This is a genomic window from Planctomycetaceae bacterium (assembly GCA_041398785.1).
GTDB lineage: Bacteria > Planctomycetota > Planctomycetia > Planctomycetales > Planctomycetaceae > JAWKUA01.
On record JAWKUA010000006.1, the window covers coordinates 178,622 to 199,614 of the forward strand.

Annotated in this window: 14 protein-coding genes and 1 pseudogene; 6 read left to right on the forward strand and 9 right to left on the reverse strand. The window is 59.8% G+C overall.

The genetic code is table 11. From position 1 onward, the window contains the following. The first annotated feature begins 181 nt into the window (after nucleotides 1-181). Complete coding sequence (locus tag R3C19_09205; GenBank protein ID MEZ6060526.1) at nucleotides 182-2,284, forward strand: GEVED domain-containing protein; 2,103 nt, start codon at nucleotides 182-184, stop codon at nucleotides 2,282-2,284. Nucleotides 2,285-2,311: 27 nt separating this feature from the next. On the opposite strand, the gene R3C19_09210 is transcribed toward R3C19_09205, so the two are convergent. From R3C19_09210 to R3C19_09235, 6 genes are all read right to left on the reverse strand, one after another. Further along, a complete protein-coding gene (locus R3C19_09210) occupies nucleotides 2,312-2,812 on the reverse strand; it encodes a biopolymer transporter ExbD (protein ID MEZ6060527.1) in 501 nt (166 codons plus the stop codon). Nucleotides 2,813-2,946: 134 nt separating this feature from the next. Next, complete coding sequence (locus R3C19_09215) at nucleotides 2,947-3,432, reverse strand: biopolymer transporter ExbD (protein ID MEZ6060528.1); 486 nt, start codon at nucleotides 3,430-3,432, stop codon at nucleotides 2,947-2,949. Between the two features lie 141 nt (nucleotides 3,433-3,573). Next, nucleotides 3,574-4,404 carry a MotA/TolQ/ExbB proton channel family protein gene (locus tag R3C19_09220; protein MEZ6060529.1) on the reverse strand — a complete coding sequence of 277 codons (831 nt, stop codon included), beginning with the start codon at nucleotides 4,402-4,404 and terminating at the stop codon, nucleotides 3,574-3,576. A gap of 202 nt (nucleotides 4,405-4,606) precedes the next feature. Continuing rightward, complete coding sequence (locus R3C19_09225) at nucleotides 4,607-5,563, reverse strand: tetratricopeptide repeat protein (GenBank protein MEZ6060530.1); 957 nt, start codon at nucleotides 5,561-5,563, stop codon at nucleotides 4,607-4,609. Between the two features lie 380 nt (nucleotides 5,564-5,943). Continuing rightward, the gene (locus tag R3C19_09230; GenBank protein MEZ6060531.1) at nucleotides 5,944-9,546 is read right to left on the reverse strand and encodes a hypothetical protein; all 3,603 of its coding nucleotides are present in this window, start codon (nucleotides 9,544-9,546) and stop codon (nucleotides 5,944-5,946) included. 495 nt (nucleotides 9,547-10,041) lie between these two features. Next, a complete protein-coding gene (locus R3C19_09235; protein ID MEZ6060532.1) occupies nucleotides 10,042-11,055 on the reverse strand; it encodes an A24 family peptidase in 1,014 nt (337 codons plus the stop codon). A 213-nt stretch (nucleotides 11,056-11,268) separates the two neighbouring features. On the opposite strand from R3C19_09235, the gene R3C19_09240 reads away from it, so the two are divergent. After that, on the forward strand, nucleotides 11,269-11,607 hold the full coding sequence (locus tag R3C19_09240; GenBank protein MEZ6060533.1) for a P-II family nitrogen regulator: 339 nt from the start codon (nucleotides 11,269-11,271) through the stop codon (nucleotides 11,605-11,607). 314 nt (nucleotides 11,608-11,921) lie between these two features. Further along, nucleotides 11,922-13,942 (forward strand): annotated as a pseudogene (gene ligA / locus R3C19_09245) (NAD-dependent DNA ligase LigA). A gap of 141 nt (nucleotides 13,943-14,083) precedes the next feature. On the opposite strand, the gene R3C19_09250 reads toward ligA, so the two are convergent. The 3 genes from R3C19_09250 to R3C19_09260 all read right to left on the reverse strand — a co-directional run bounded on the left by R3C19_09250 (nucleotide 14,084) and on the right by R3C19_09260 (nucleotide 18,273). Then, on the reverse strand, nucleotides 14,084-16,831 hold the full coding sequence (locus R3C19_09250) for a VIT domain-containing protein (GenBank protein ID MEZ6060534.1): 2,748 nt from the start codon (nucleotides 16,829-16,831) through the stop codon (nucleotides 14,084-14,086). 221 nt (nucleotides 16,832-17,052) lie between these two features. Further along, nucleotides 17,053-17,616 (reverse strand): hypothetical protein, encoded by a 564-nt coding sequence (locus tag R3C19_09255; protein MEZ6060535.1) that lies wholly within the window; start codon nucleotides 17,614-17,616, stop codon nucleotides 17,053-17,055. A 138-nt stretch (nucleotides 17,617-17,754) separates the two neighbouring features. After that, nucleotides 17,755-18,273, reverse strand: coding sequence for a hypothetical protein (locus tag R3C19_09260; GenBank protein MEZ6060536.1), 519 nt, complete (start codon nucleotides 18,271-18,273; stop codon nucleotides 17,755-17,757). A 135-nt stretch (nucleotides 18,274-18,408) separates the two neighbouring features. Here R3C19_09260 and R3C19_09265 point away from each other — a divergent pair, with 135 nt between their 5' ends. From R3C19_09265 to R3C19_09275, 3 genes are all read left to right on the forward strand, one after another. After that, nucleotides 18,409-18,969 (forward strand): sigma-70 family RNA polymerase sigma factor, encoded by a 561-nt coding sequence (locus tag R3C19_09265; protein ID MEZ6060537.1) that lies wholly within the window; start codon nucleotides 18,409-18,411, stop codon nucleotides 18,967-18,969. Between the two features lie 611 nt (nucleotides 18,970-19,580). Next, nucleotides 19,581-20,264, forward strand: coding sequence for a transposase (locus R3C19_09270; GenBank protein ID MEZ6060538.1), 684 nt, complete (start codon nucleotides 19,581-19,583; stop codon nucleotides 20,262-20,264). 126 nt (nucleotides 20,265-20,390) lie between these two features. Next, nucleotides 20,391-20,951 carry a sigma-70 family RNA polymerase sigma factor gene (locus R3C19_09275; protein MEZ6060539.1) on the forward strand — a complete coding sequence of 187 codons (561 nt, stop codon included), beginning with the start codon at nucleotides 20,391-20,393 and terminating at the stop codon, nucleotides 20,949-20,951. Nucleotides 20,952-20,993: the final 42 nt, after the last annotated feature.

The following is a 20,993-nucleotide window of genomic DNA, read 5'->3' on the forward strand; positions in this document are numbered from 1 at the left end:
GCGGCAGTTGTGGATTCCATCAACATCATCAATTGTGCGGGGCCCCGGATGATGAACGCGTCGTTGGTTTTTGTCGCTTGCCGGCAGCATCGGAGCCGGAACATTGATCGGGAAGAACTGTCGTCGGCATCGACGGCGGTGTGATTCAACTTCGCGTCCGGAACTGCTTGAGCAGCGGTTGATGCCCGCGACCGTGAACCTGCTGACTCAGGGGTTCGCCGCAGACTCGAAGTCCGACCTGACTCACGCCGGACGTGACACTCCATCCGGTCAGCAGTTGCTACCACTGGAAATCGCTCTGCCGGAAGGAACCGGACGCTGGGCGGAGTTTTCGAACGTTTCGGGAAGCCTGAAGGCCGGACCGGGCTGGCCCGTGGCAGGACCGGACGGCGGATCACAAAACGTCCCGGCGGGAACCTACGGGACGAACGTGTTCTCCGCCCGCGGAATCTCCGGCATTTTCGCGGACCGGTTTCTGTTTCTGGCGGGAGTCTTCATCACCGATGGAGTGCCGGTGGAAGGCACAGAACCCGAGCGGCTGGTGGTGGGACCGGTGATTCGTGAGTCCGAAACATTCTCGACATCCCTGCAGCAGTCGTTCTACATCGGCGATGGTATCGGGCAGCCGGGAGTCACGCAGCGTTTCCAGATTCCCGACAACGCGACGCGGATGTTTCTTGGCTATCTGGATGCGGACCGTTTCGGCTGGCCCATGGGCGGCTTGCCTCCGGGGGCCTACTTCGACAACACGGGCACGGTCGTCGGCACGGTTTCCATTTTCCGGGAAGAACAGACGGCAACTAATAACCGGCCGACCGTCGATCCGATCGACAACGTAACGGTCGCGGAAAACTCGGCCGGCGCCGTCATTGGCATTTCCGGAATCTCCGCCGGCGAATCGGAAACGCAGCCGATCAGTGTCACCGTGACCAGTCACAGCGATCTCATTCAGATCCCGCTGGTGTCGTACACGCAGGGCAGTGACACCGCCGCAGTGTCCATCGTCCCGGCTCCGGATTCTGACGGCGTCGGTACGGTGTCTGTGATGATTTCCGATGGAGGACTGGATAACGACCTGGAAACCGTTGCTGACAACCTGTTCGTTATCCGGACATTCAACGTCACAGTCACTCCGCTGCTGGACTTCGGTGATGCTCCGGCACCGTATGCAGTCACTGTCGCTGAAGACGGAGCTCGGCACGATAATCAGGGACCGTTTCTGGGCACACAACGTGACGTGGAAATCGACGGCCAGCATTCCGACGGCGCTGATTCCGACGGGGCAGACGAGGACGGAGTCAGCTTCGTGTCCGCGGCCACTCAGGGGCAGCCGCTGACCTTCGAAGTGACGGCTTCCGGGGCTGGATTCCTGAACGCGTGGTTTGACATGGACAGCGATGGAGTCTTCGACGGACCCGGTGAGCAGATCCTGACAAACGCGGCAGTCGTCGAAGGCGTCAACACGTTTGTGCAAAATGTTCCGCAGTCAGCCGTGATCGGCGATACGTATCTTCGCTTTCGTCTGACGTCGGAAGAAGTGGCGGAACCGTCACCAAAGGGCCTGCTGCCCGATGGTGAGGTGGAAGACTACCTGTATTCGGTCAACATCAGTCCCGCCAAGCTGGATCCGGATGGCAACGGCGTCGCGGAACTGTTCACCGACGGCATTCTGATTGCCCGTTATCTCGTCAACTTCCGGGGGAATGCTCTGACCAGAAATGCGATCGGTGCCGATGCCGGGCGGGCCGATCTGTCCGCCATTCTGCCGTTCCTGAACGAATCTCAGGATTTGCTGGATGTAGACGGCGATGACAACCGTGAACTTTTTACCGACGGCATCCTGATCGCGCGATTCCTGGCTGGCTTTCGGGGCGACCTCCTGATCAGAAACGCCGTCGGCCCGCAGGCGACGCGCGCGACCAGCGCGGAAATTGAGGCGCATTTGAATTCGTTCCTGCCAGCGACGCCTCAGTCACCAGCGTCTTCCTCAGCGGCACCCGGTGCCGTTGCTGCCGGTATCGGTGCTCCGTCAATCGGCAGTGCAGCGGGGCCGGCGCTGTGGAATCGGCAGGCGGAACCTCCGGCTGTTCCGCAGCAGACCGTTGAATCAGGCACCGATGGTCTGGTCGACGCGATGCCTTCCGAAAAGGACCCGGATTCGCGACTTTGGCTGTCGGCCATCAGTCCGGCCGGTGTTGAAGTCACCTACCCGGAACTGGATCACCTGGTTCCGCCGCGGCTGCTGGAAGATCTGCTGACCGAGTCCGAAGTGATCGGGCAATGAACGCCGACGACTGCCATCACGCGGACGCTATTGTTCCGGTCTGATCGGAGCGAACTTGATTCGACTGATAAACCGGATCATCTGACCGTTCTGAATCGTGCCGGACACGGCGCTGATGGAACTGATGACGTAGCGGTAGTCCAGGTTGAAATCCGGCTCGATTTCGACTTCCTGCTTGTCTGCCCCGGGGCCTGCCGCACGCAGTCGTTCGACCGATCGGCGGATCTCGTCGTTCAGTGTTCGAAACGCGTCGTCTCCGGTTCCCAGAGAACGGCCGTTGAACTGCAGGTCCGTCAACTGCCCGGTTGCCGGGTCGGCCAGCAGCCGAACCTTGAACGGCGGCAGGTCGGCGTCCGTCACGGATGCTTCGGCGGGAGCACCCAGCGGCATGTTGATGTCGAAATCGCCTTCCGGTTCGATGATTTTCAGCGTCAGCATGAAGAAGATCAGCAACTGGAACACGACGTCAATCATCGGTGCCATCTGCGTTTCGATCTTTTCGCCTTTGCTTTGATGACGAAATTTCATGTCGTATCCACGATCTGAAAACCTGTCATTTCACCGCGGGAATTGCGGACGAACCAAACGGCTTCCGGTTGTCGTCTGCAAAACCCCGATTGGCTGACGAATCGACATTGCCGGCCGGGTTCCGTGCCGGCGCTTTACTGTTCGACCTTCTGAGTCGCCTTTAACGCAAATCTTTGAAATTCAATTCCGTTTTCCTGACACATCTGAATCAGCTTCTGGACCAGTCCCGCTTTCACGGAAGCGTCCGCCCGGATCTCCACGGTCACGTCGGCCAGATCGACGTTGATTGTGCGATAGAACTGAGCTTCCTGCTGAAGTCGTTTTCGGGTCCGGGCATCTTCGACGGGAAGCTTTTCGTCGCCGAAGAAGATGTATTCCGTGGGGTCTCTGATGGTGCCGTCTTTATCGCGCTCGAATCCGATGTTCAGCACGAAGGAGTTTTCCCGCTTCACTTCGGGTGGTTTGGCGAGCTGATCCTTCGGCAGCGTGACTCGTTCGTCGGCCTGATTCTGTTCGAAGTTGGTAATCACCATGAAAAACGCGATCAACTGAAACACGATGTCGATCATCGGCGTCATGTCGACGGAAGGCGGATCGCTGTTGGACGAGTTGATTTTCATGAAACGTGTCGCTGTCAGCGAGGTATCGAATATCGGCCGGGGAACACAGATGCGTGAGTTTCAACGCAACCGCTTCGAGAAGAAAGATTCCCTGCTGAAGAATCGAGATTGCGAATTCCCCGTCACCAACTGGCCGCGGGGCTAGGCTGACGGTTTCTGAGTCTTGCCAACTGCGGCAAAGCGGCTCATCAGACCTTCACTGACCATGCCGATTTCCAATACCAGCCGCTGGATGCGGTTTTTCAGAATGCTGTAAAACACCATCGCCGGAATGGCGATCCCCAGACCCAGCAGGGTTGTGAACAGAGCCTTCGAGATGCCGTCCGCCAGTTCGCTGGGCTTCGGAGCCACCGTCGACGTGGAGATTGTTTCAAAGCTGTCGATCATGCCCTGAACCGTTCCCATCAGCCCCAGCATCGGCGCGACTGTGCCGATGAGAGCCAGGTAACTCAGGCGGTGTTCCAGAGCCATGTTTTCGTCTTCACCGGCTTCCTGCATGCCTTCGATGGCTTCCGGGTAGCCGCGGCTGAGCCTGCCCATCCCGGCCGCGAGGACTCGCGCGACAAAGGAATCGTCGTTGCGGGCAATTTCGTAGGCACCCTGAAAATCCTTGTTGTTCAGCTTGCCTTCGAAGTCTTCCACGAAGTCGTTCGGCAGCAGCACTTCCCGGCGGACCTGAAGCAGATTCATCATCAACAGAGCGACCATGACAAATGACAGCGCCGCGAACACGGCCATCCAGAACAGGCCGAGAGCTCCCAGCATCCACATCAGAAAGCTCTTCTTTTCGGCCACGGTCGTTTCCGATCCGCCGTCTGCCGCCACCGCGACGGCACCGTCCGCCGCGTCCTGAGCCATCACTGTGGCAGAATCGGACATGGGAAGGACGCAGAACGCCACCGTCAGAACGAGCAGGAATCCCACCAGATTCTGAATGGTCCGCCTGGAAATGCGTTGGGGCACCGTAAGCATACCGGGATATCTCCGTCTGACAGGGCAACGTCACAAAGAGAGGGGTTAAGAAGCGTGTGGGATTCAGGGATGCTGGAATGTACAAGGTGTTCGCGAGTCCGTCACCCGAATCCTGGTCATCCGGATTGATACGGCAGGAATTTCCCCGATTGATCCGATGAGGGAAGCACTGCTACTCGGCCGCATTGCTACAGAGATACGGCTATCCGCCGGCTCCGAGTTGTTTGGCGAACTGGCTGTTGGGATAGCGTTCTGACAGTCTTGCGGCGGCATCCTGAGCTCGGTCCTGATGTCCCGACGGACCCCACAGCCGCGAAAGATTCAGAAGTGCTTCGGCGTGCTGCGCGGTTTCGCCGGAGTACAGGACATCGACATGCAGATAGGCCATCAGCGCGGCTTTCGGTTCGTTTTTCTGACGCAGGCAGTCGCCTTTGCGAACCCACGCTTCCGCCAGGATGCGGCTTTCTGAATCCGATGCCTTTGCAATCACTTCGTCGAGCACGGCGATGGCCTGATCCGGTTGTGTCTGCTGTTTCAGACAAAGAGCCTTGCCGAGCTGTCCGTCATAGAAGGCCGCGGAGGCCGTTGCATCACCTTCGCTTTGACTAACGACCTGATTGAATGCGGCCAGGGCTCCATCCACGTCGCCGGCCGCCAGCAGCAGTCGCCCCAACTGCACGCCTGCCTGAAGCTGGTATCCCTTGACCGCGGACGCCTGCACTTCCTGCAGCAGACTCTTGCCGGTTGTGGTGTCGCCCTTTGCGGCCAGCAGCTCCGCCTGCAGCAGAGAGGCTTCCAGATAGCGAAAGTTGGTACCGTTAGCCGTTCGAAAGTTCTGCAACTGCTGGATTGCAGCGTCCAGATTCGACGGGTCGGTCAGAGCTTTGCGACCCTGCGTTCGAGCGATCAGAAATTCGATCTCCGTCTTCAGGCGGCTGTCAGTACCGTCATATTCGGACTGAATCGTGTTCAGCTTTTCCAGCGCCGAATCGAAGGCACCGCTGCGTTCGTTGCTGCGAGCCGCCAGCAGTTGCGACGGTTCCTGATCGAAGCGTACTTCCTTCAGATTGGCGACCGAGATGGTTTCCGATTCACCGCTGGACTTTTCAATCACGACATCTTCGCGTCCCATCGCGGTGAACTTTCCGCGAAAGGTCACTCCGTCACTGCGACGCGACACACTGTCCGCGGCATTTGCGACGGCAGCGGACAACGCGAACAGAAGGCATCCGGTTACGAGTCTGCGGTTAAACCGCGAGCGGGGCAGGATGAGACATTCGGGCTCGCGGGAGTAAGAAGAGCGAAAAGTAACGGCGTCCGCCGCGGCCAGCATAAACATCTTCGTGAGAATCCTGTTTCAAAAGTCTCTTGTGGTGTCTGGTGGTCGCTTTCGGTGACCGCACGGCAGCTCGCGCCGAAGTGTGCTGGTCCCTTCCGAAAGCCTCTTCGAACTCGCCCCGCCGCGAGATCCGGTGCAACGACGAAAACGCCGCCTGCCGACAGCGTCCTCAGGACCGCGCCGGTCCGCGTTTGATAACGTCACTTTTCATCCGATTGTTTTCGAGTCTTCTTCGGTTCACTGTCCGTCGAAGGCGGCTGTTCCGACGTCTGCTGTTTTCGGGCGGCGGCCTGCGCGGCCTTTCGCCGAGCCGCCTGTTCGGGCGTCAGAGCACGTTTCTTTGATGCATCAGGATTTGCCGGAGCAGTCTTTGTGCCGGCCTTTTTTCGGACAGCGGTTGCCGTTGCGGTTCCCGCGCCCACGGCTGTTCGGCGAACGGCAGGAGCCGGCGGCGGAACGAACTTGTCTCCGCCGGAGACGTAAGACGGGCGCGGCCGGCGACGCGGCTTGCTCATCAGCTTGAATACGGCTCCTGCTCCACCGGCGGCAAGCGCCAGCGCCAGGGTGATCATCAGCGGATTCGGGCCGGTGTCGGTTCCTGCCGACGCCAACTTCACCGGCGCCGGCGGGTACTCGGATGTCGCGGCGGCGTTCGCTGCCGAAGTCGTTGTCGAGTTGTTGGTCGGCTGAGCCACCGCTGCATGTTTCGGGCGTTCCAGCGGTCTGGCCGGCTGACCAAGCTGAGACTGAATGGACTGGTACAGCCGATCAAAGCGGCTCCACCACGCATCGTCGATGTCGCCGAAGACGTCCGCGAAGATCATGATCTCTGCCAGCCCGGCCTGCAGTTGTTCCTTAGCGTTCGGTGCATTTGTTTTTGCGTACCGCAGGCGGCTGTTGGTCAGTTCAAAGCGGGCTTCCAGGAAACGATCGCGCAGTTTTTCCCATTCCGGCTTGCCCATTTGCCGTTGCAGTCGGCGAGTAATCCCGGACCAGCCCCAGATCTTGTTGTCCCGGATGCCTTCAATCGATGTGAGCAGTTTGCCGGCCGAAGCACCGCCGGTTGCTCCCCAGTCCGCCAGGGTATTGGCCGCTTCAAATTGAACATCCAGATTCAGTTCATTGTCCTTCAGGATTTCCTGAGCCATGGCGATGGCCGCGTCGAACGCCTGCTGTTGCCGGCGGCAGCGCAGCAACCGCAGCTTGATCGCGGTCACCGTGTCGCCCGAGGCCAGGCTCGAATCCAGAATCTGCTGGTAGGCGTCAGACGCTCGCTGGTAATACGTGGACGAAGCATTCGGATCGCCGGAAATGCCCTGCCCGAGACCGAAGTACGTTTCTCCGATCCACAGCAGGGAGGTGAAGTCGCTGCTGTCTCGCTGCCGGTACACCTGTTCCAGAAACTGTTCGAACGATCGCCGAACGTCCGCCAGGCGGTCTGTCTGCCCGGACGATTTCAATTGCTGCAGTTCGTCCTGAAGTTCCTGACCGAGCTGTGTGTAAACCGCGGTTGTGTCCTGGCCGCCGACCCTCTTCAGTTGGTTCATTTCTTCAATGGCCAGGTTGATCTGCTGAGTGCCCACGTAGGCTCGCAGCAGCAACCGATGCAGCAGGCCGACAAACGCCTGCCCGTGAACGCCTTTGTCCGGAGAGTTGCCGGAACCTTCCAGCGACCGGACGACCGAAGTGTCACCGCCCGTTGTTAACCGTCGAATCGTTTCTTCGAACTGCCCGTCGAGATTCAGGATGCTGGCCAGAGAAACTTCCGCCGCGATGATTTCGTCGGACGGTTCGCTGAATTCGTCCATATCCTGCCGAGCGAGTCCGATGCCCTGTTCGAGCAAACTTCGGGCTTCACTCTTCCACTGCCGGATGACTTCCGAGTCGTGTTCGGCGCGGTCGCCGGTTTCAACGGCGGCCACGGTGGTCGCCCATGCCGCCCAGTAGGCCTGACCGGCTTCGATGCGAGCCGTTGCGTATTCCGCGTCCGTTTCGGGAACTGCCAGAAACGACTCCACGGCTTTCAGCGGATCATTCAACTGACGGTAGATCTTCCCCAGCCGAATGCGGGCTTCATTGCCTCGCCGCGACTGAGGATACCTGGCGATGATTTCCTCACACACGTCGCGGATCAGGTTCACTTCGAATTCACGGTCGTCCGGACGAGCTTCATTCCATGCCTGCACGGCCGCCGTGATGGCGATTTCCGTCGCATTCAATGCTGTGTCCTGATCGGCCTCGCCGTCCTTTTCCATGCAGTAGCGAGCCAGAATCAGTGCGTCGTAGCTCTTGCGCTGCCGGAGATAGATAAAGCTCAGCAGGTAGCGAGCCTGGGCGATGGCTTTGGGATCGGTGGTGCCTTCCCGCAGACCAAGAGCGAGCTGCAGCAACCGTCCGACTTCGTTCAGATGCAGCATCAGAGCCTGATTGGCTGACTGTCGATCGGCAGGACCGGACGCCTGGTCGACGGACTCCTTCAGTTTTTCGATCTGCCCGATCATTCCGCGAGCACGCTCAAACGCGGTGTCGAAATCCCGCGGCTCCTTGTCGGAATCACCAAGGACCGCCTTGATGCGGCGACCCATCGCGAGTGCCGGTTCGCGGTAGGCTCCCGGATATCGGCTGACCTGCTGAGCGTCGGCCATGGCCTGGCGAAGGAAGATGTCCCGCTGTGGTTCTTCCAGTTCACGATTCTCCGCCAGACGTTCTTCGGCGATTGCCTTTTCCCAGAGAATGCCCAGCCCGGTTTCGGTCAGCGATTCACGACGATGGGCCGTCAGCCATTCGTCGGCTTCCTTCAGAACCAGCTCGTGGCTGCTGCGTTCTTCGTGGTTCAGGCACATCAGCCGGTATTGCAGCGCGGTGTCCTTCAGTCGCAGCACGGCGGCGTTTTGCGACGGCTGGTCCTTTACTTCGTTGTAGATACCAAGCGCACGGCCGATGTCGTCCTGTTCCTGAAAGCATCGGCCCATCATCAGAAACGCCTGCAGGCCGGCGGGATTCTTGCGGTCCGTCTGATGGATTTCCTCATATTGCTTCGACGCTTCAATCAGAATCTCATGTCGCTCCTGACTGCCCGCGTCGTACGTCCTTCCCTTTTCGTAGGTGCAGCGAGCCAGTGTCAGCCATGCTCGCAGATACCGCCCGCGTGACAGCAGCCGTTCGGTGTAAAGTTCCGGTTCCCTGGTTTCATCAACGAACTGCGGATACGAATCGTACTGCTGTTTGTACTGGTCGTGAGCCTTCTGAAAGATGTCCTTCGCCTGGCCGATGAGTTCGCGGGCCTGTTGCTGCAGTTCCAGTTTGCGATCCGCGTTGGACGGCGCTTCCGTCTGCCACATCAGCGTCTGAGCTCGCTGGAACAGCAGTTCGCCGAGTTCCGAATTCGCAAACGCCGCCTGGTTGTGACCGGCATGTTCGGATGCGAATTTCTTCAGAAACACTTCCGCCTGGCCCAGGTACTGGTCGCGGTCTTCAGGAACCCGCGACGTCGTGCCCATTTCGCGGTACGTGATGCCGCGCTGCAGATCCAGAGTCTCCCGAAGTTCCGCCGGCACGTCTGATTGATTGGCGATGTCATCCAGATACTCCAGCGCCGAATCGAAATACTGCCGCTGCCGAAGTCCTTCCAGAAAATCCAGATGCCGGTCGTCCGCCCGCACGTGCACAGACATACCAATGGCAATACCGGCGGCCAACAGCATTCGGCAGGCCAACAGGACTCGGCCGTCAGACGGGACTCGATCCGTAAACAGCGACCGATCAAAAACGCAGCGGGGAGCGACGGGAATGAAAACGTTCATCGAGATCCGATCCGATCGGAAGACCACATGCCGCAGAAGATGTTGATCCTGGCCCCGGAGAAGAATGACTTTTGACAACTCGGCGCGTGACTGGCCACAAGGGGCTTCATTCCGTTCGCAGCAGGACGCGGCCGAAACGGAAATTAGGCTTGTCGCAGGGCGTACCGACGACTCGACGGCGTGTACCAAACGTGACGTCAGATGCGCGGCGGAATCATATCCGCAAATGGCACGAAAATCACAAAAAGCCGACTTGCGGTGAACGGCTCTGCCGACAGGTGCTGTCTGACATTCCACGCATACTGCCGAGCGCCGAATGCGGGCAAACACGCCCACCTGTGTTTATGTAAACCATGCCCGCCTGAGATGCAGGATAAATCTCCGCATCGGAAACCACAATGGCGACGCGGCGCGGCCGGTTTCCGAATCTGCCCCGCAGCCTTCCGTTTCGATTCGTCCCGCAGAGCCATCACGGGCGGCAGCGATCAACAGCGATCAGTGTCGAAGTCGGTTGGCGGGAAGGCTGCGGAAACCTCGCAGCAACAGCAGCAGAACCAGCAAAGTCACCCAGGCACCCGCCACCAGTCCGGCGACGGATGGCCAGTGACTGAAGATGTCCCGCAGCGTAAAGAAGTCGGCCCACAGCCATCGCCAGGTACACAGCACAATTACCGCCGATGCCGCCAGATACGGACCATACGCCACGAACGAGCGGCCGCTGACGATACGTGTCACCAGTCCCACGATCAGTCCCGCCAGCGGAGCGAAGCCCAGAACGCACAGCACCGGCTGCCAGCCAATGAAGGCTCCGATCATCGCCATCAGCGTCACGTCGCCAAACCCCAGCGCCGGGTAGCCGAGAACCAGGTGAGAACTGAACCGGATCAGCCACGTCAGCGTTGCTCCGACTACCAGACCCGCACTGCTCCAGGCAAGGCCGTGAAGATGCTGATGGTTCTTCATCCACTCCGGAAGATACGGTCCCTGAATTCCCGGAATCACATCGTCCCAGTTCACCCAGATATGAATGATCTGAAGCTCGCCCGTTGCGAAAGCTCCCGTAATCGCAACCAGAATCCCCGTAACAATGACCGCGTCGGGAATCACGTAGTCCAGGAAATCGGTCACGACGGCAACGGTCATCAGGAACAACAGCGCGAAGTGAAAAGGCAGCCGGTAGAACGACAGCGGCGCGGACGGCTGGACCTCATCAAGCCGCTGGCAGCCTCCGCCGCCGGCGTCCAGCAGCAGCCAGCAGTACGCCGCAAACAGCAGCCCCAGACTTAAACTGGTCAGCAGCGGCCAATAGAGTTTCGACGTCCGGCCGCAGTTCCGGCACCGGACCGAAGCCAGCGACGCCCACACCTGGACGGCCGACGTCGCTTCGCCGCAGGCCGAACACCGCACGAGTTCCGTCGGCGCGGAGTCGGCTACCATCAGCGCAGCCCACGCCGCGGCAATTCGGCCCAGCACGCATCCGGCGGCCAGCGATGTCAGGTAAAGCAGCATGGCGGGGAGTCTATCAGTCGTTTTCGCCAGCCGCGACAACTCACGCCAGGCTGCTCAACTTTCGGGCAGAGTGCTGTCGGTCGCAGCAGGTGAGCCGTCCAAAACGGCCCGCGCGGCGGGATTTGAGTGCTGGCACGTCAATTGCAACACAGACTCCGCAGGTTGTGCTACGCCCCGTCGAATCCTGAAACGCTGGTCTGAAAAGAGGAATCCATGAAGAAGCTCGAAGCTGTAATCCGTCACTACAAGCTGGAAGACGTGAAGACAGCTTTGACCGGAATCGGCGTTCAGGGCATGACGGTCTCTGAAGTGCGAGGCTTCGGCCGGCAGCGAGGCCACAAGGAAACCTATCGCGGAGCCGAATACACGGTGGACTTCATGCCGAAGGTCCGCGTGGAGGTTGTGGTCCCCGACGGTGAAATCGACGGCGCCATCACCGCGATGTGTGAAGCGGCCCGCACCGGTCAGGTCGGCGACGGAAAGATCTTCGTTTCCAGCCTGGAACAGATCGTTCGAATCCGCACCGGCGAAAGCGGCGAAGACGCCATCTGACTGGTCAGGAAGCACAACTCGTTCGGCCTCACAACCGTTCATTGCGTCCGCCCCGCATTGCCCCCTCTCCCGCGCAGCGGGAGAGGGAGATTTTTCTGCGTTCAGCAGAAAAATCGGGGTGAGGGCCGGCCGCGCAAACTACGCGCAGCAAGCGAGTCTCCCGCCCGCCCCGCCGCAACGCGACTGAACGAGCCACCGTCGCCGCTGACACGTCATTTCCGCGCCGTGGTCGCTGCGTCAGCAGTGAACCGCGCCGTCAGATTCTGCTAGATTGCCCGTGGGAAGATTCGTTCTGTCGCTCGCGCGCAAATCCGATGACCAAAGCCATCCTTCGCGAAGTGCAGCAGCTTCGCGCCGAACTGGAACGCCATAACCGGCTGTATTACGTCGATTCGCGACCGGAGATTTCCGACCGCGAATACGACCGGCTGATGGCACGGCTGCAGGAACTGGAAGCCGCTCACCCGGAATACGATTCTCCGAGCAGTCCGTCGCATAAAGTCGGCGGCGAACCGATTGAAGGCTTCACAACCGTCGAACATCGTGTTCCGATGCTGTCGATCGACAACGTGTTTGAAGAAAGCGTTCTGCTGAAGTGGGACGCGGAGCTTCGCCGGTCCTTCAATCGTGACGCGCTCGACTACAGCCTGGAATTCAAAATCGACGGCGTGGCTCTGGCACTGATCTACGAACGGGGGGAACTCGTCTGCGCGGTGACTCGCGGCGATGGTCGAGTCGGTGACGACATCACTCACAACGCACGCGTCGTTGCCGGTGTTCCGCTGCGGCTGATGACCGACGATCCTCCGCCGGTGCTGGAAGTTCGCGGCGAAGTCATGATTCACAACGAAGACTTCGCGGAATTCCAGGCGCGGCAGTCGGCAGCCGGCGAAGAACCGTTCCGGAATCCCCGCAACGCCGCCGCCGGAGCACTCAAGCTGCTCGACCCGAAACTCGCACGACAGCGCGGCCTGCGGTTTCTGGCGCATGGTGTTGGTTACGTCGAAGGAACTTCCGGGACACCTACATTCAGTTTCTTGATGACATTCGAAAGCTTGGAATCCCCGTGACTCCCGGTGTGCGCGAAGCGATCGGCATCGAGCAGCTTCAGTCGCAAATGGCCGCGATGATCGAAATGGTGCCGGAGCTGCCCTTCGAAGTCGATGGCATCGTCATCAAGCTCAACCAACTCGCGGACCGCGAAGAACTGGGAGTGACGTCAAAAAGCCCGCGCTGGGTCCGCGCCTACAAGTGGGAGCGGTACGAAGCCGAAACGAAAGTCGCCAACATCACGGTTCAGGTCGGCAAGACGGGAACGCTGACTCCCGTGGCGGAGCTGGAACCGGTCGAGATCGACAGCACGATTGTTTCGCGAGCCAGTCTGCATAACCGTGACGAACTGCAGCGGCTGGGTGTGAAGATCGGCGACACCGTTCTTGTCGAAAAGGCCGGAAAGATCATTCCGCATGTGCTGCGAGTGAACGAATCGGTCCGCACCGGCAGCGAGCAGGAGTTTTCGTTTCCAACAGCGTGCCCGGAATGCGGTGCCGCCGTGCAGCAGGACGAAGGCGGCGTCTATGTGCGCTGCCCGAACCCGTCCTGTCCGGCTCAGCTTCGCGAAACCCTCGTCTACTACGCATCGCGACCGGCGATGGATATCGATGGCCTCGGCGAAAAACTCATCGGCCGTTTGCTGGACGAAAAACTCGTCGACGGCATTCCTTCGCTGTACCGGCTGCGGGACCATCGGGAACAACTGCTGGCTCTTCGCGGCCTGAAGGAAAAGTCGGTCGACAATCTGTTCGCGGGAATGGAATCGTCGAAGACCCAGCCGCTGTGGCGACTGCTGACCGGGCTGAATATCCGTCACGTCGGGCAGAGCAACGCTCAGCGTCTGGAAGACGCGTTCGGCACGATCGACGAAATTTCCGCGCAGCCGGTGGAAGTTCTGGCCGCGGTCGACGATATCGGGCCCGTCATCGCGGCGTCGGTGCAGGGATTCTTTTCGTCGGACTTTGGCCGTTCGCTGATTGAGGAACTGCGGGGACTTGGTCTGAACTTCGGCACACCGATCGATCGCACAAAAACCGCTGCGGCCGGCGACGGAAAACTCAGCGGAAAAACGGTCGTCGTGACGGGAACGTTGTCCGGCATGACTCGCGACGAAGCCAAACAGCTCATCCGTGACCACGGTGGCAAAGCGGCGGGAAGCGTGTCAAAGAAAACCAACTTTGTCGTCGCCGGCGAAAACGCCGGCAGCAAACTGTCAAAGGCGGAAGAACTCGGCATCCAGGTGCTGACCGAAGACGAGTTCCGCAGGCTGCTTGAGAAGTAGCCCGAACGCATCTTCGTGGCAAGACTTCGCCTTCGCACGCCGTTCGCGCGGCCCGGTTTTTTGAAGAACCGGGCGACGACTGGAAAATTGTGACCGGCGCCTGCGCAGACACGCTGGCCTGAGGCGCGTTGTGCCGCCGAATCACCGCACCGTCGTTTCGTACTTGACGCCTTCGGGGACCGGCACCGGCACGGCCACGGTTGTGCCGAAATCGCCCGACGTCTTTGACATCGAATCGACAGCCACGAACGCTGTGAACGAACTCATCAGGTTGTAGTTCAGCGCTGTCTGAGTCACCAGTTGCTGCACTTCGGCGGCCTGTGATGGTTCGCCAGTCGCGTCCATCATCAGGTCTTTGATTTTCATCCGAGCCCAGACCGCCGCGATGCCGTTGTGCTTTTCGGTCGCGTCGTCTTCGTCCAGTGACACGGCAAACGATGTCGGTTCCATACCGACCAGACCGCCGACTTTCACCGTGCCCGGTTCACCCTTGAATCGTCCGGTGAGAATCACGGGCCGACCCACAATCAGATCCGGCAGTCGCTCTGGATATACGTCGGCGACTTTCATCGTGCCCCAGTCGATCGATAGGTCTGTCATCGCCGGGTGACTGATCCGCTGGTTGAAATGATCCATGATCGCGGCTGCATCGTCGTTCAGGCTCAGGTACGCGACGGCACCGCGGCCTTCCATCGCCATTCGATCCATCAGGTAACGATTCGGCGACTGGCCGACTCCGAAGCTGAAGACTCGCGACGGTCCCAGTTTGCTTCGCAGAGTTCCCAGAATCTGCTGTTCGTTGCCGATGTAGCCATCCGTCATGAACGACACCAGCCGGAACCGGCCTTCGTCATGAGGAAAATCGAGTGCCGCCTTAATGCCTTCGATCATCTGAGTTCCGCCGGAACCGCTCAGTCCGTTCAGATACCGCAGACCGCGGCCGATGTTTTCCGCCGTGGCGACAACAGGTTCGCTGCCAAGCTGCGACGAGTTGTTCGAGAACTGGATGATCTGAAACGTGTCTCGCGGTGTCAGCGATTGCAGCGCGTGGGCGATCGCGGTCTTCGCCTGTTCGATCGGCTTGCCGCTCATGCTTCCGGAACAGTCCAGCACGAACACCATTTCCATTGGGCTGCGCCGGACCGACTTCAGCTCAGCCGGAGGATACAGCATCATCGTGAAATACTTGCCCTGTTCGTCTTCGTGAGTCAGCAGTGCGGTCTTGATCTGATCGCCGGCGACTCGGTATCGAAGCACGAAATCCCTGTTCGGAATCGTGTCGTTCGAAGCCAGTTCGATCTTCCGCCGGCATTCTGAGATCGGCTGCGATTTGACCGCGTGATTGACGCTGTGAATGTCTTCGATGTCGACTCCCGCGTTGATGTTCAGCGTCAGAGAGATGTCGTGACCGCTGCGTTCGTGAGGTGCCAGGTACTGCACTTCGGTTGACTGTCCGCTGCTGCCGTGTGCTCCGCGAGCGACAGCGCCGACACCGTCCGTGGTGGCCGGAGGATTAAAGCGGGGACCGACAACCATCGGGAACACAAACTCGTAGGCTCCGTCGTCATAGCGCAGTGTGCTGAAGTATCGGATGTTGATGTCGATCTGTTTGCCCGGCTCGATGTTGGCAACCTTCTGAGTGAAGATATTGGGTCGCTCCTGAGTCAGCAGCGACGCGACGTGGCCCTGCCGGCGAGCGTTTGCATAAATCTGTTCGGCCTTTTCGCGTTCACGGATGATGCCGCGGATTTTTCGGTCGCCGACAGTCATCACAAACTCATTGACGGCCGCGTCCTCCGGCAGCGGGAATACGTACACCGCCTCAATCTTCGAACTGTAGGGATTGTGAAACTGCTGAGTGACGTCGACGCTGGCGATGTAGCCGTCGATGGTCCCTTCAACCGACGTGTGCTTCAGCGGAACGGGCACACGTTCTGCTGCGTTCGGCAGTTGTGCCATCAACGCACCACAGCCGGGAACTTCGGGATTCGGCATCGCAGGCTGAGGCGTGTCGACGGCCTTGGCGATAATCCACAGTTCTTCACCCGGCTGCAGGTCGAACGTCAGGGGCCGCTGGTTTCGTTGCTCTTTCTTCGACTTGTTCTCGAACGCGTCGAACCCGTCCATCAGCATGAAGCGATGGCCGGCTTGATAATCCCGCGAGTCGTCCGCCTCTGTTTGACCGCCCGCAAGTTCCGGTGCGTCGGCAGAAGTCGCCGGAGCCTCAACGGCCGAACGGCCTTCTTTCGCCGATCGCGATTCCTCCCGCCCGCGGCGCTTTGAAAGACCGGCATTGTCAGAACGGGCGGCTGAATCAGGCGCATATCCGCCGACTCCCGCCCCCCCTCTGCCGGCTACTGAGGAATCGCCGCCGGACACTCCGGGATAGCCGCCCATTGCGCCGGGGTATTTAGCCTTGTCGCCCATCTCCCCACCGTCAGTTGTCTGTGCGGTCCCAAACCGACTCCTGATTGCCTCCACGCTTTTTCCATCTGCATCGGAAAGCCCGTCGCCTGGTTCCGGTGACGCCTCGGTTGGCAACTTCTCCTCAGCGAATTCAGCTGCAGCCGGAAGTTCGATCTCAGGCTTGACTCGAGTGCCGTCCGGGCCCGCGGGGGTTTCAACGATGACTGCGGCGTCATTAGTCCGGTGGTCAGTTTCTCGGACTGTCTCCGACGCCGGGACCGGTGCGGCGATTGTGTCTTCCGCCGCCGCGTCGTCCCGCCACGTCTGGCTGAATGCCGGCGTGGTTTCCGGTCGGGCCGTCGGCGAAGACGCCACGTTGCCAACCTCTTCACCTTCCTGCCCGCAACCCGCGTGAATCACGCAAATCAGACCAGCCACGGTCGCTGCCAACAGCCAGCGGTTCTGAGTTTGTCGAAGTCTCATGATTTCAAACCTTCCTGTTCGGGATCGAGTTCGTATTTTCTGATCACCGGGTACCACGGATTGCCGTTCAGGCAAGCTGTGCGGCGCAGCCGTCGGAAACCCGCCTTGTGTTCGCTTCGTTTGGAGATCGTTGATCCCCGGTTTCAGTTCGCTTCGTCAGCAGTTTCCGACCGCTTCGCGGTGCACCCTGCCGGACGCAGGATGTGGTACCCGCAGCGCCGCTATGCTCTGGCCCGGGCAATCGAAATTTCAGCTGGGATCTTTTCGCCGTCCTTCGATGCCGAGACCTTCAATAGTGTTCGATATGCCTTCATTCCCGGACCGGTCAGCTGCACCTGAATCCGGGCAACTCGACTTCGCCCGGACGGCAGTTCATCCGCCGTGCTGAACGCCGCCAGAATGACGCGATTGCTTTGCATCGCTCTCACGTCGTAATACGGAGGCTCATGGAAGGCCGCGTGTTCACCGCCTTCGATGCCGACGATTTCCACGCCGGGCGTATCGCTTTTCAGTTCGAACTGATAGGCCGCCAGAGGCACATTGCCGGAATCCATGAACACGTCGATGGCTTCAAACCGAACATCTTCGTCGGCAACGTTGTCCGGTCCTTCGATTTGTGTCACGGCAACGCGGTCAGTCTGATCTGACGGGTTCGTCCGGTCCGTCTGCGCGTACGCCATGGCGACAAGACAGACGTCAAACAGGATCAACACCAGCCAGGCGACGGGAATACAGCAGGTTCGCTGCCGAGGACACGCCTGCGGATTTTCGAAATTCATCGTCATGGCTCATCGCCTTTCGTCGGCCAGGCGATATCGCCCGACCAGGATGCCATACAGCACTTCGTTCAATCACACACTGTTCATTCGGTTCGATCGATACCCGACAGGGATCCGTGCAGGCCTGGTTCCATGATGGCTTTCCTACAGCATCACAGCATTCCGGGCGATTTGGTCGACGTCTTCCTGATCCAACTGACCGTCGCCGTTCTGATCCCATGCCGGCTGCAAATCGCCACGCCGGATGTTTCGAGCCAGAGCGAAGGCGTCCAGGATGTCGACCTGCCCGTTTCTGTCGATGTCGTCCCGCAGAATCACCGCCGCCGTTTGGGCTTCTGCCCTGCCGGCTTCTGAAAACTCCGCGTCGGCGACCACGGGGGACGCAGGCATCAACGGATCCGCACTCTTCGGCAACAACACCAGCATGACCGCTGCCGCCAGACTGGTCGCCGCCAGCGTTCCCACCGCCCATCTTGAGGCGCTGCGGGAAGCTCGCCGCGGTTTTGAAATCGTTTTCAGGTAAGCACTTGCGTCCGCCAAAACCGCTTCATCGATGTGGCCCGGCACCGCAATTTCATCAGGCCCGTGCCGCTGCCGAATCGCATCGACCAGCGCCGAAGGAAGTTCGTCGCCGGAGTGCTGAGGTGTGTTGGTGTCCGTCATGGTTTTGACCTCCGCAGCATTCAGCGCGGGTGTTGTCCGGTTCGTTCAACAAAAAGGGAACTTTTTTGAAATCCCGTCGTCGGACACTCGGCACGCGGTCGTAGTCAGTGACGAAGGCGGGGAACGCGCATGAGGATGATGTCCGAAACTTCAACTGACCAGCAGTTGATCACGGCCATCAACAACGGCGATTCCGAAGCGTTCGCGATTCTGTACCACAGGCATCGAGACTGGGTTGTTCGGCTGGCCTTCCGCTTCACCGGTCATCACGATGATGCTCTGGACGTGATGCAGGAAACCTTCGCGTACCTGGTTCGCAAGTTCCCGGGCTTCGAACTGACGGCTCAGATGACCACGTTCCTGTACCCCGCCGTCCGCAACCTGTCCATCGCCGCCCGAAAGAAGCGACTTCGAGCGACCAGCGGCGACGAAGATCTTGCTCTGTTCGCCTGCAACAACAGCGGCGATTCCGCAACCGATCGCGACGATTTCTCCGACATGCTGTCCGCGCTGTCAGATGCTCACCGCGAAATCCTGCTGATGAGGTTTGTCGACGATATGACTCAGCCGGAAATCGCCGCCGCCCTGGATCTGCCGCTGGGAACTGTGAAGTCGCGTCTGCATCACGCAATACAGTCCGTCAGGGAAAGCCCGGCCGCGATGAAACTGCTGGAATGCGACCAACCGCGGGGATAGTCCGATATCGACACCGTAGCGAACCGCGCAATGCCCGCGCAGGCTTTGTTACAGGATCGCAATCGCCGACCATCGATGAGCAAGAGAACTCAACGGACCATGACACGGTCAGGTACGCCCTGCTCTGCACTCGGAACGAATCGTCCCGCATGTCTCGCACCGTTCCGAGCACTCTGCCGGTGGCCGCACTGAGGGAGTAGTCGTCCAGCCAATTCTTCCGCAACACCTCGCCGCCATCCGCTCCGTCGCCGGCGATGCCGATCTAATCCGCCACCCCCCGTCACCTCTCACTGTACCACACAAGTATATGGGTCGAAAAAAAAAGGGGGCGGGGGGTCAGGAGGGTGGTCCGAAGGTGTCCCAGGCGAGGGAGAAGCAGTGGAGGCGTTGCAGTCCGGTCCAGAGGGTTTGCGTGCCCGGGTGGGTTTTTGGGCGATCGACGTAGCCGCCGAGGGTGGCGATCATGCGGATCAGTTCGTTCAGGCGCGGAGGCTGTGACGGAAGCTTTCGGATGGATAAAAGGTGTCAGGAACCGTTTCTGTTGAGATGGATAAAAGGTGGCAGGAACCGTTTCTGTTGACACAGCGGGGCACTCTTCGTAGCTTCCGCGAATGGGACGACCAAAACGAGCGGCCGACGGCGGCCTGATTTACCATGTGCTGAACCGTGCCAACGCCCGGATGACGATCTTCGAAAAGGACGAAGACTATCAGGCGTTCGAACAGGTTCTGGAAGAAGCCGTCGCCAGAACGGGAACGCGACTGCTGTCCTATTGCGTCATGCCCAATCACTGGCACCTGGTTGTGTGGCCGCGGGAAGACGGCGAACTGTCGCGATTCACCGGCTGGCTGACGCTGACGCACACGCAGCGGTGGCATGCTCACCGGCAAAGTTCCGGCAGCGGCCATGTCTATCAGGGCCGCTTCAAGTCGTTTCCCGTGCAGGACGACGACCACTTCCTGACGGTCTGCCGGTACACGGAACGCAACGCGAAACGGGCGAACCTGGTGGCACGAGCCGAAGACTGGCGGTGGAGCAGCCTGTACCGTTGGCATTCCGGCACGGCGAAGGACAAGGCGTTGCTCAGCGCGTGGCCGCTGCCCCGTCGTCCGGGCTGGATCGAGCACGTGAACGCTCCGCAGACGGAAGCGGAACTGTCCGCCCTGAGGCGCAGCGTGACTCGCGGCTGTCCGTTCGGCGGGGAATCGTGGTGCGACCGTGTCGTCCGGCAACTTGGTCTGGAAACAACCCTGCGCCCCCGCGGCCGACCACGAAAGCCAAACAAAGATTCCTGACACCTTTTGTGATGCTCACCTTTTGCTGTCTTTTATCGCTCCCTGACCAAACGCCTTTCCTCGTGACAATTGCATTCGGAAATGGAACACTGTCGGGACTCTCGGCAGGGTTTTGAGAATCGCGAAATGGAAGACGTCACACGGATTCTGAATCGCATCGTGTCCGGCGACGGCCTGGCAACCGAGCAGTTGCTGCCGCTGGTTTATGACGAACTGCGCGGTCTGGCGTCACGGTTTCTGCACGATGAACGTGCTGAACACACGCTGCAGCCGACGGCGCTGGTACATGAGGCCTATGTGCGGCTGGTGCACGGAGAAACTGAGCAGGCGTGGAATCATCGCGGGCATTTCTTCGCGGCGGCAGCGGAAGCGATGCGGCGGATTCTGGTGGAGCATGCCCGATCCAGGCAGACTCTTAAACGCGGCGGCTCGGCCGGTCGCCGGCACATCGAACTGACCGAAGTTGTGCGTCCCGAACGGCGCGATGATCTGGTGGCACTCGACGAAGCGCTGACAAAACTGGAACGCACTGATCCCCGGAAGGCAACGCTGGTCAAGCTGAGATACTTCGCCGGTCTGACGATGGAACAGGCGGCCGAATCGCTGGGAATTTCCGTCGCAACGGCTGGCCGCGAATGGGCTTACAGCCGCGCATGGCTGTTGCGAGAACTGACTGACGACGGGTGATCCGGCGGATCCTGAACTTCCGGAGCGAATTCTGGAACTTTG

Excerpts from the sequence above, each read along its gene's own strand:
- R3C19_09205 (MEZ6060526.1), top strand. The coding sequence starts at position 182 with ATGCCCGCGACCGTGAACCTGCTGACTCAGGGGTTCGCCGCAGACTCG.
- R3C19_09210 (MEZ6060527.1), bottom strand. The coding sequence starts at position 2,812 with ATGAAATTTCGTCATCAAAGCAAAGGCGAAAAGATCGAAACGCAGATG.
- R3C19_09215 (MEZ6060528.1), bottom strand. The coding sequence starts at position 3,432 with ATGAAAATCAACTCGTCCAACAGCGATCCGCCTTCCGTCGACATGACG.
- R3C19_09220 (MEZ6060529.1), bottom strand. The coding sequence starts at position 4,404 with ATGCTTACGGTGCCCCAACGCATTTCCAGGCGGACCATTCAGAATCTG.
- R3C19_09230 (MEZ6060531.1), bottom strand. The coding sequence starts at position 9,546 with ATGAACGTTTTCATTCCCGTCGCTCCCCGCTGCGTTTTTGATCGGTCG.
- R3C19_09235 (MEZ6060532.1), bottom strand. The coding sequence starts at position 11,055 with ATGCTGCTTTACCTGACATCGCTGGCCGCCGGATGCGTGCTGGGCCGA.
- R3C19_09240 (MEZ6060533.1), top strand. The coding sequence starts at position 11,269 with ATGAAGAAGCTCGAAGCTGTAATCCGTCACTACAAGCTGGAAGACGTG.
- R3C19_09250 (MEZ6060534.1), bottom strand. The coding sequence starts at position 16,831 with ATGAGACTTCGACAAACTCAGAACCGCTGGCTGTTGGCAGCGACCGTG.
- R3C19_09255 (MEZ6060535.1), bottom strand. The coding sequence starts at position 17,616 with ATGACGATGAATTTCGAAAATCCGCAGGCGTGTCCTCGGCAGCGAACC.
- R3C19_09260 (MEZ6060536.1), bottom strand. The coding sequence starts at position 18,273 with ATGACGGACACCAACACACCTCAGCACTCCGGCGACGAACTTCCTTCG.
- R3C19_09265 (MEZ6060537.1), top strand. The coding sequence starts at position 18,409 with ATGATGTCCGAAACTTCAACTGACCAGCAGTTGATCACGGCCATCAAC.
- R3C19_09270 (MEZ6060538.1), top strand. The coding sequence starts at position 19,581 with ATGGGACGACCAAAACGAGCGGCCGACGGCGGCCTGATTTACCATGTG.
- R3C19_09275 (MEZ6060539.1), top strand. The coding sequence starts at position 20,391 with ATGGAAGACGTCACACGGATTCTGAATCGCATCGTGTCCGGCGACGGC.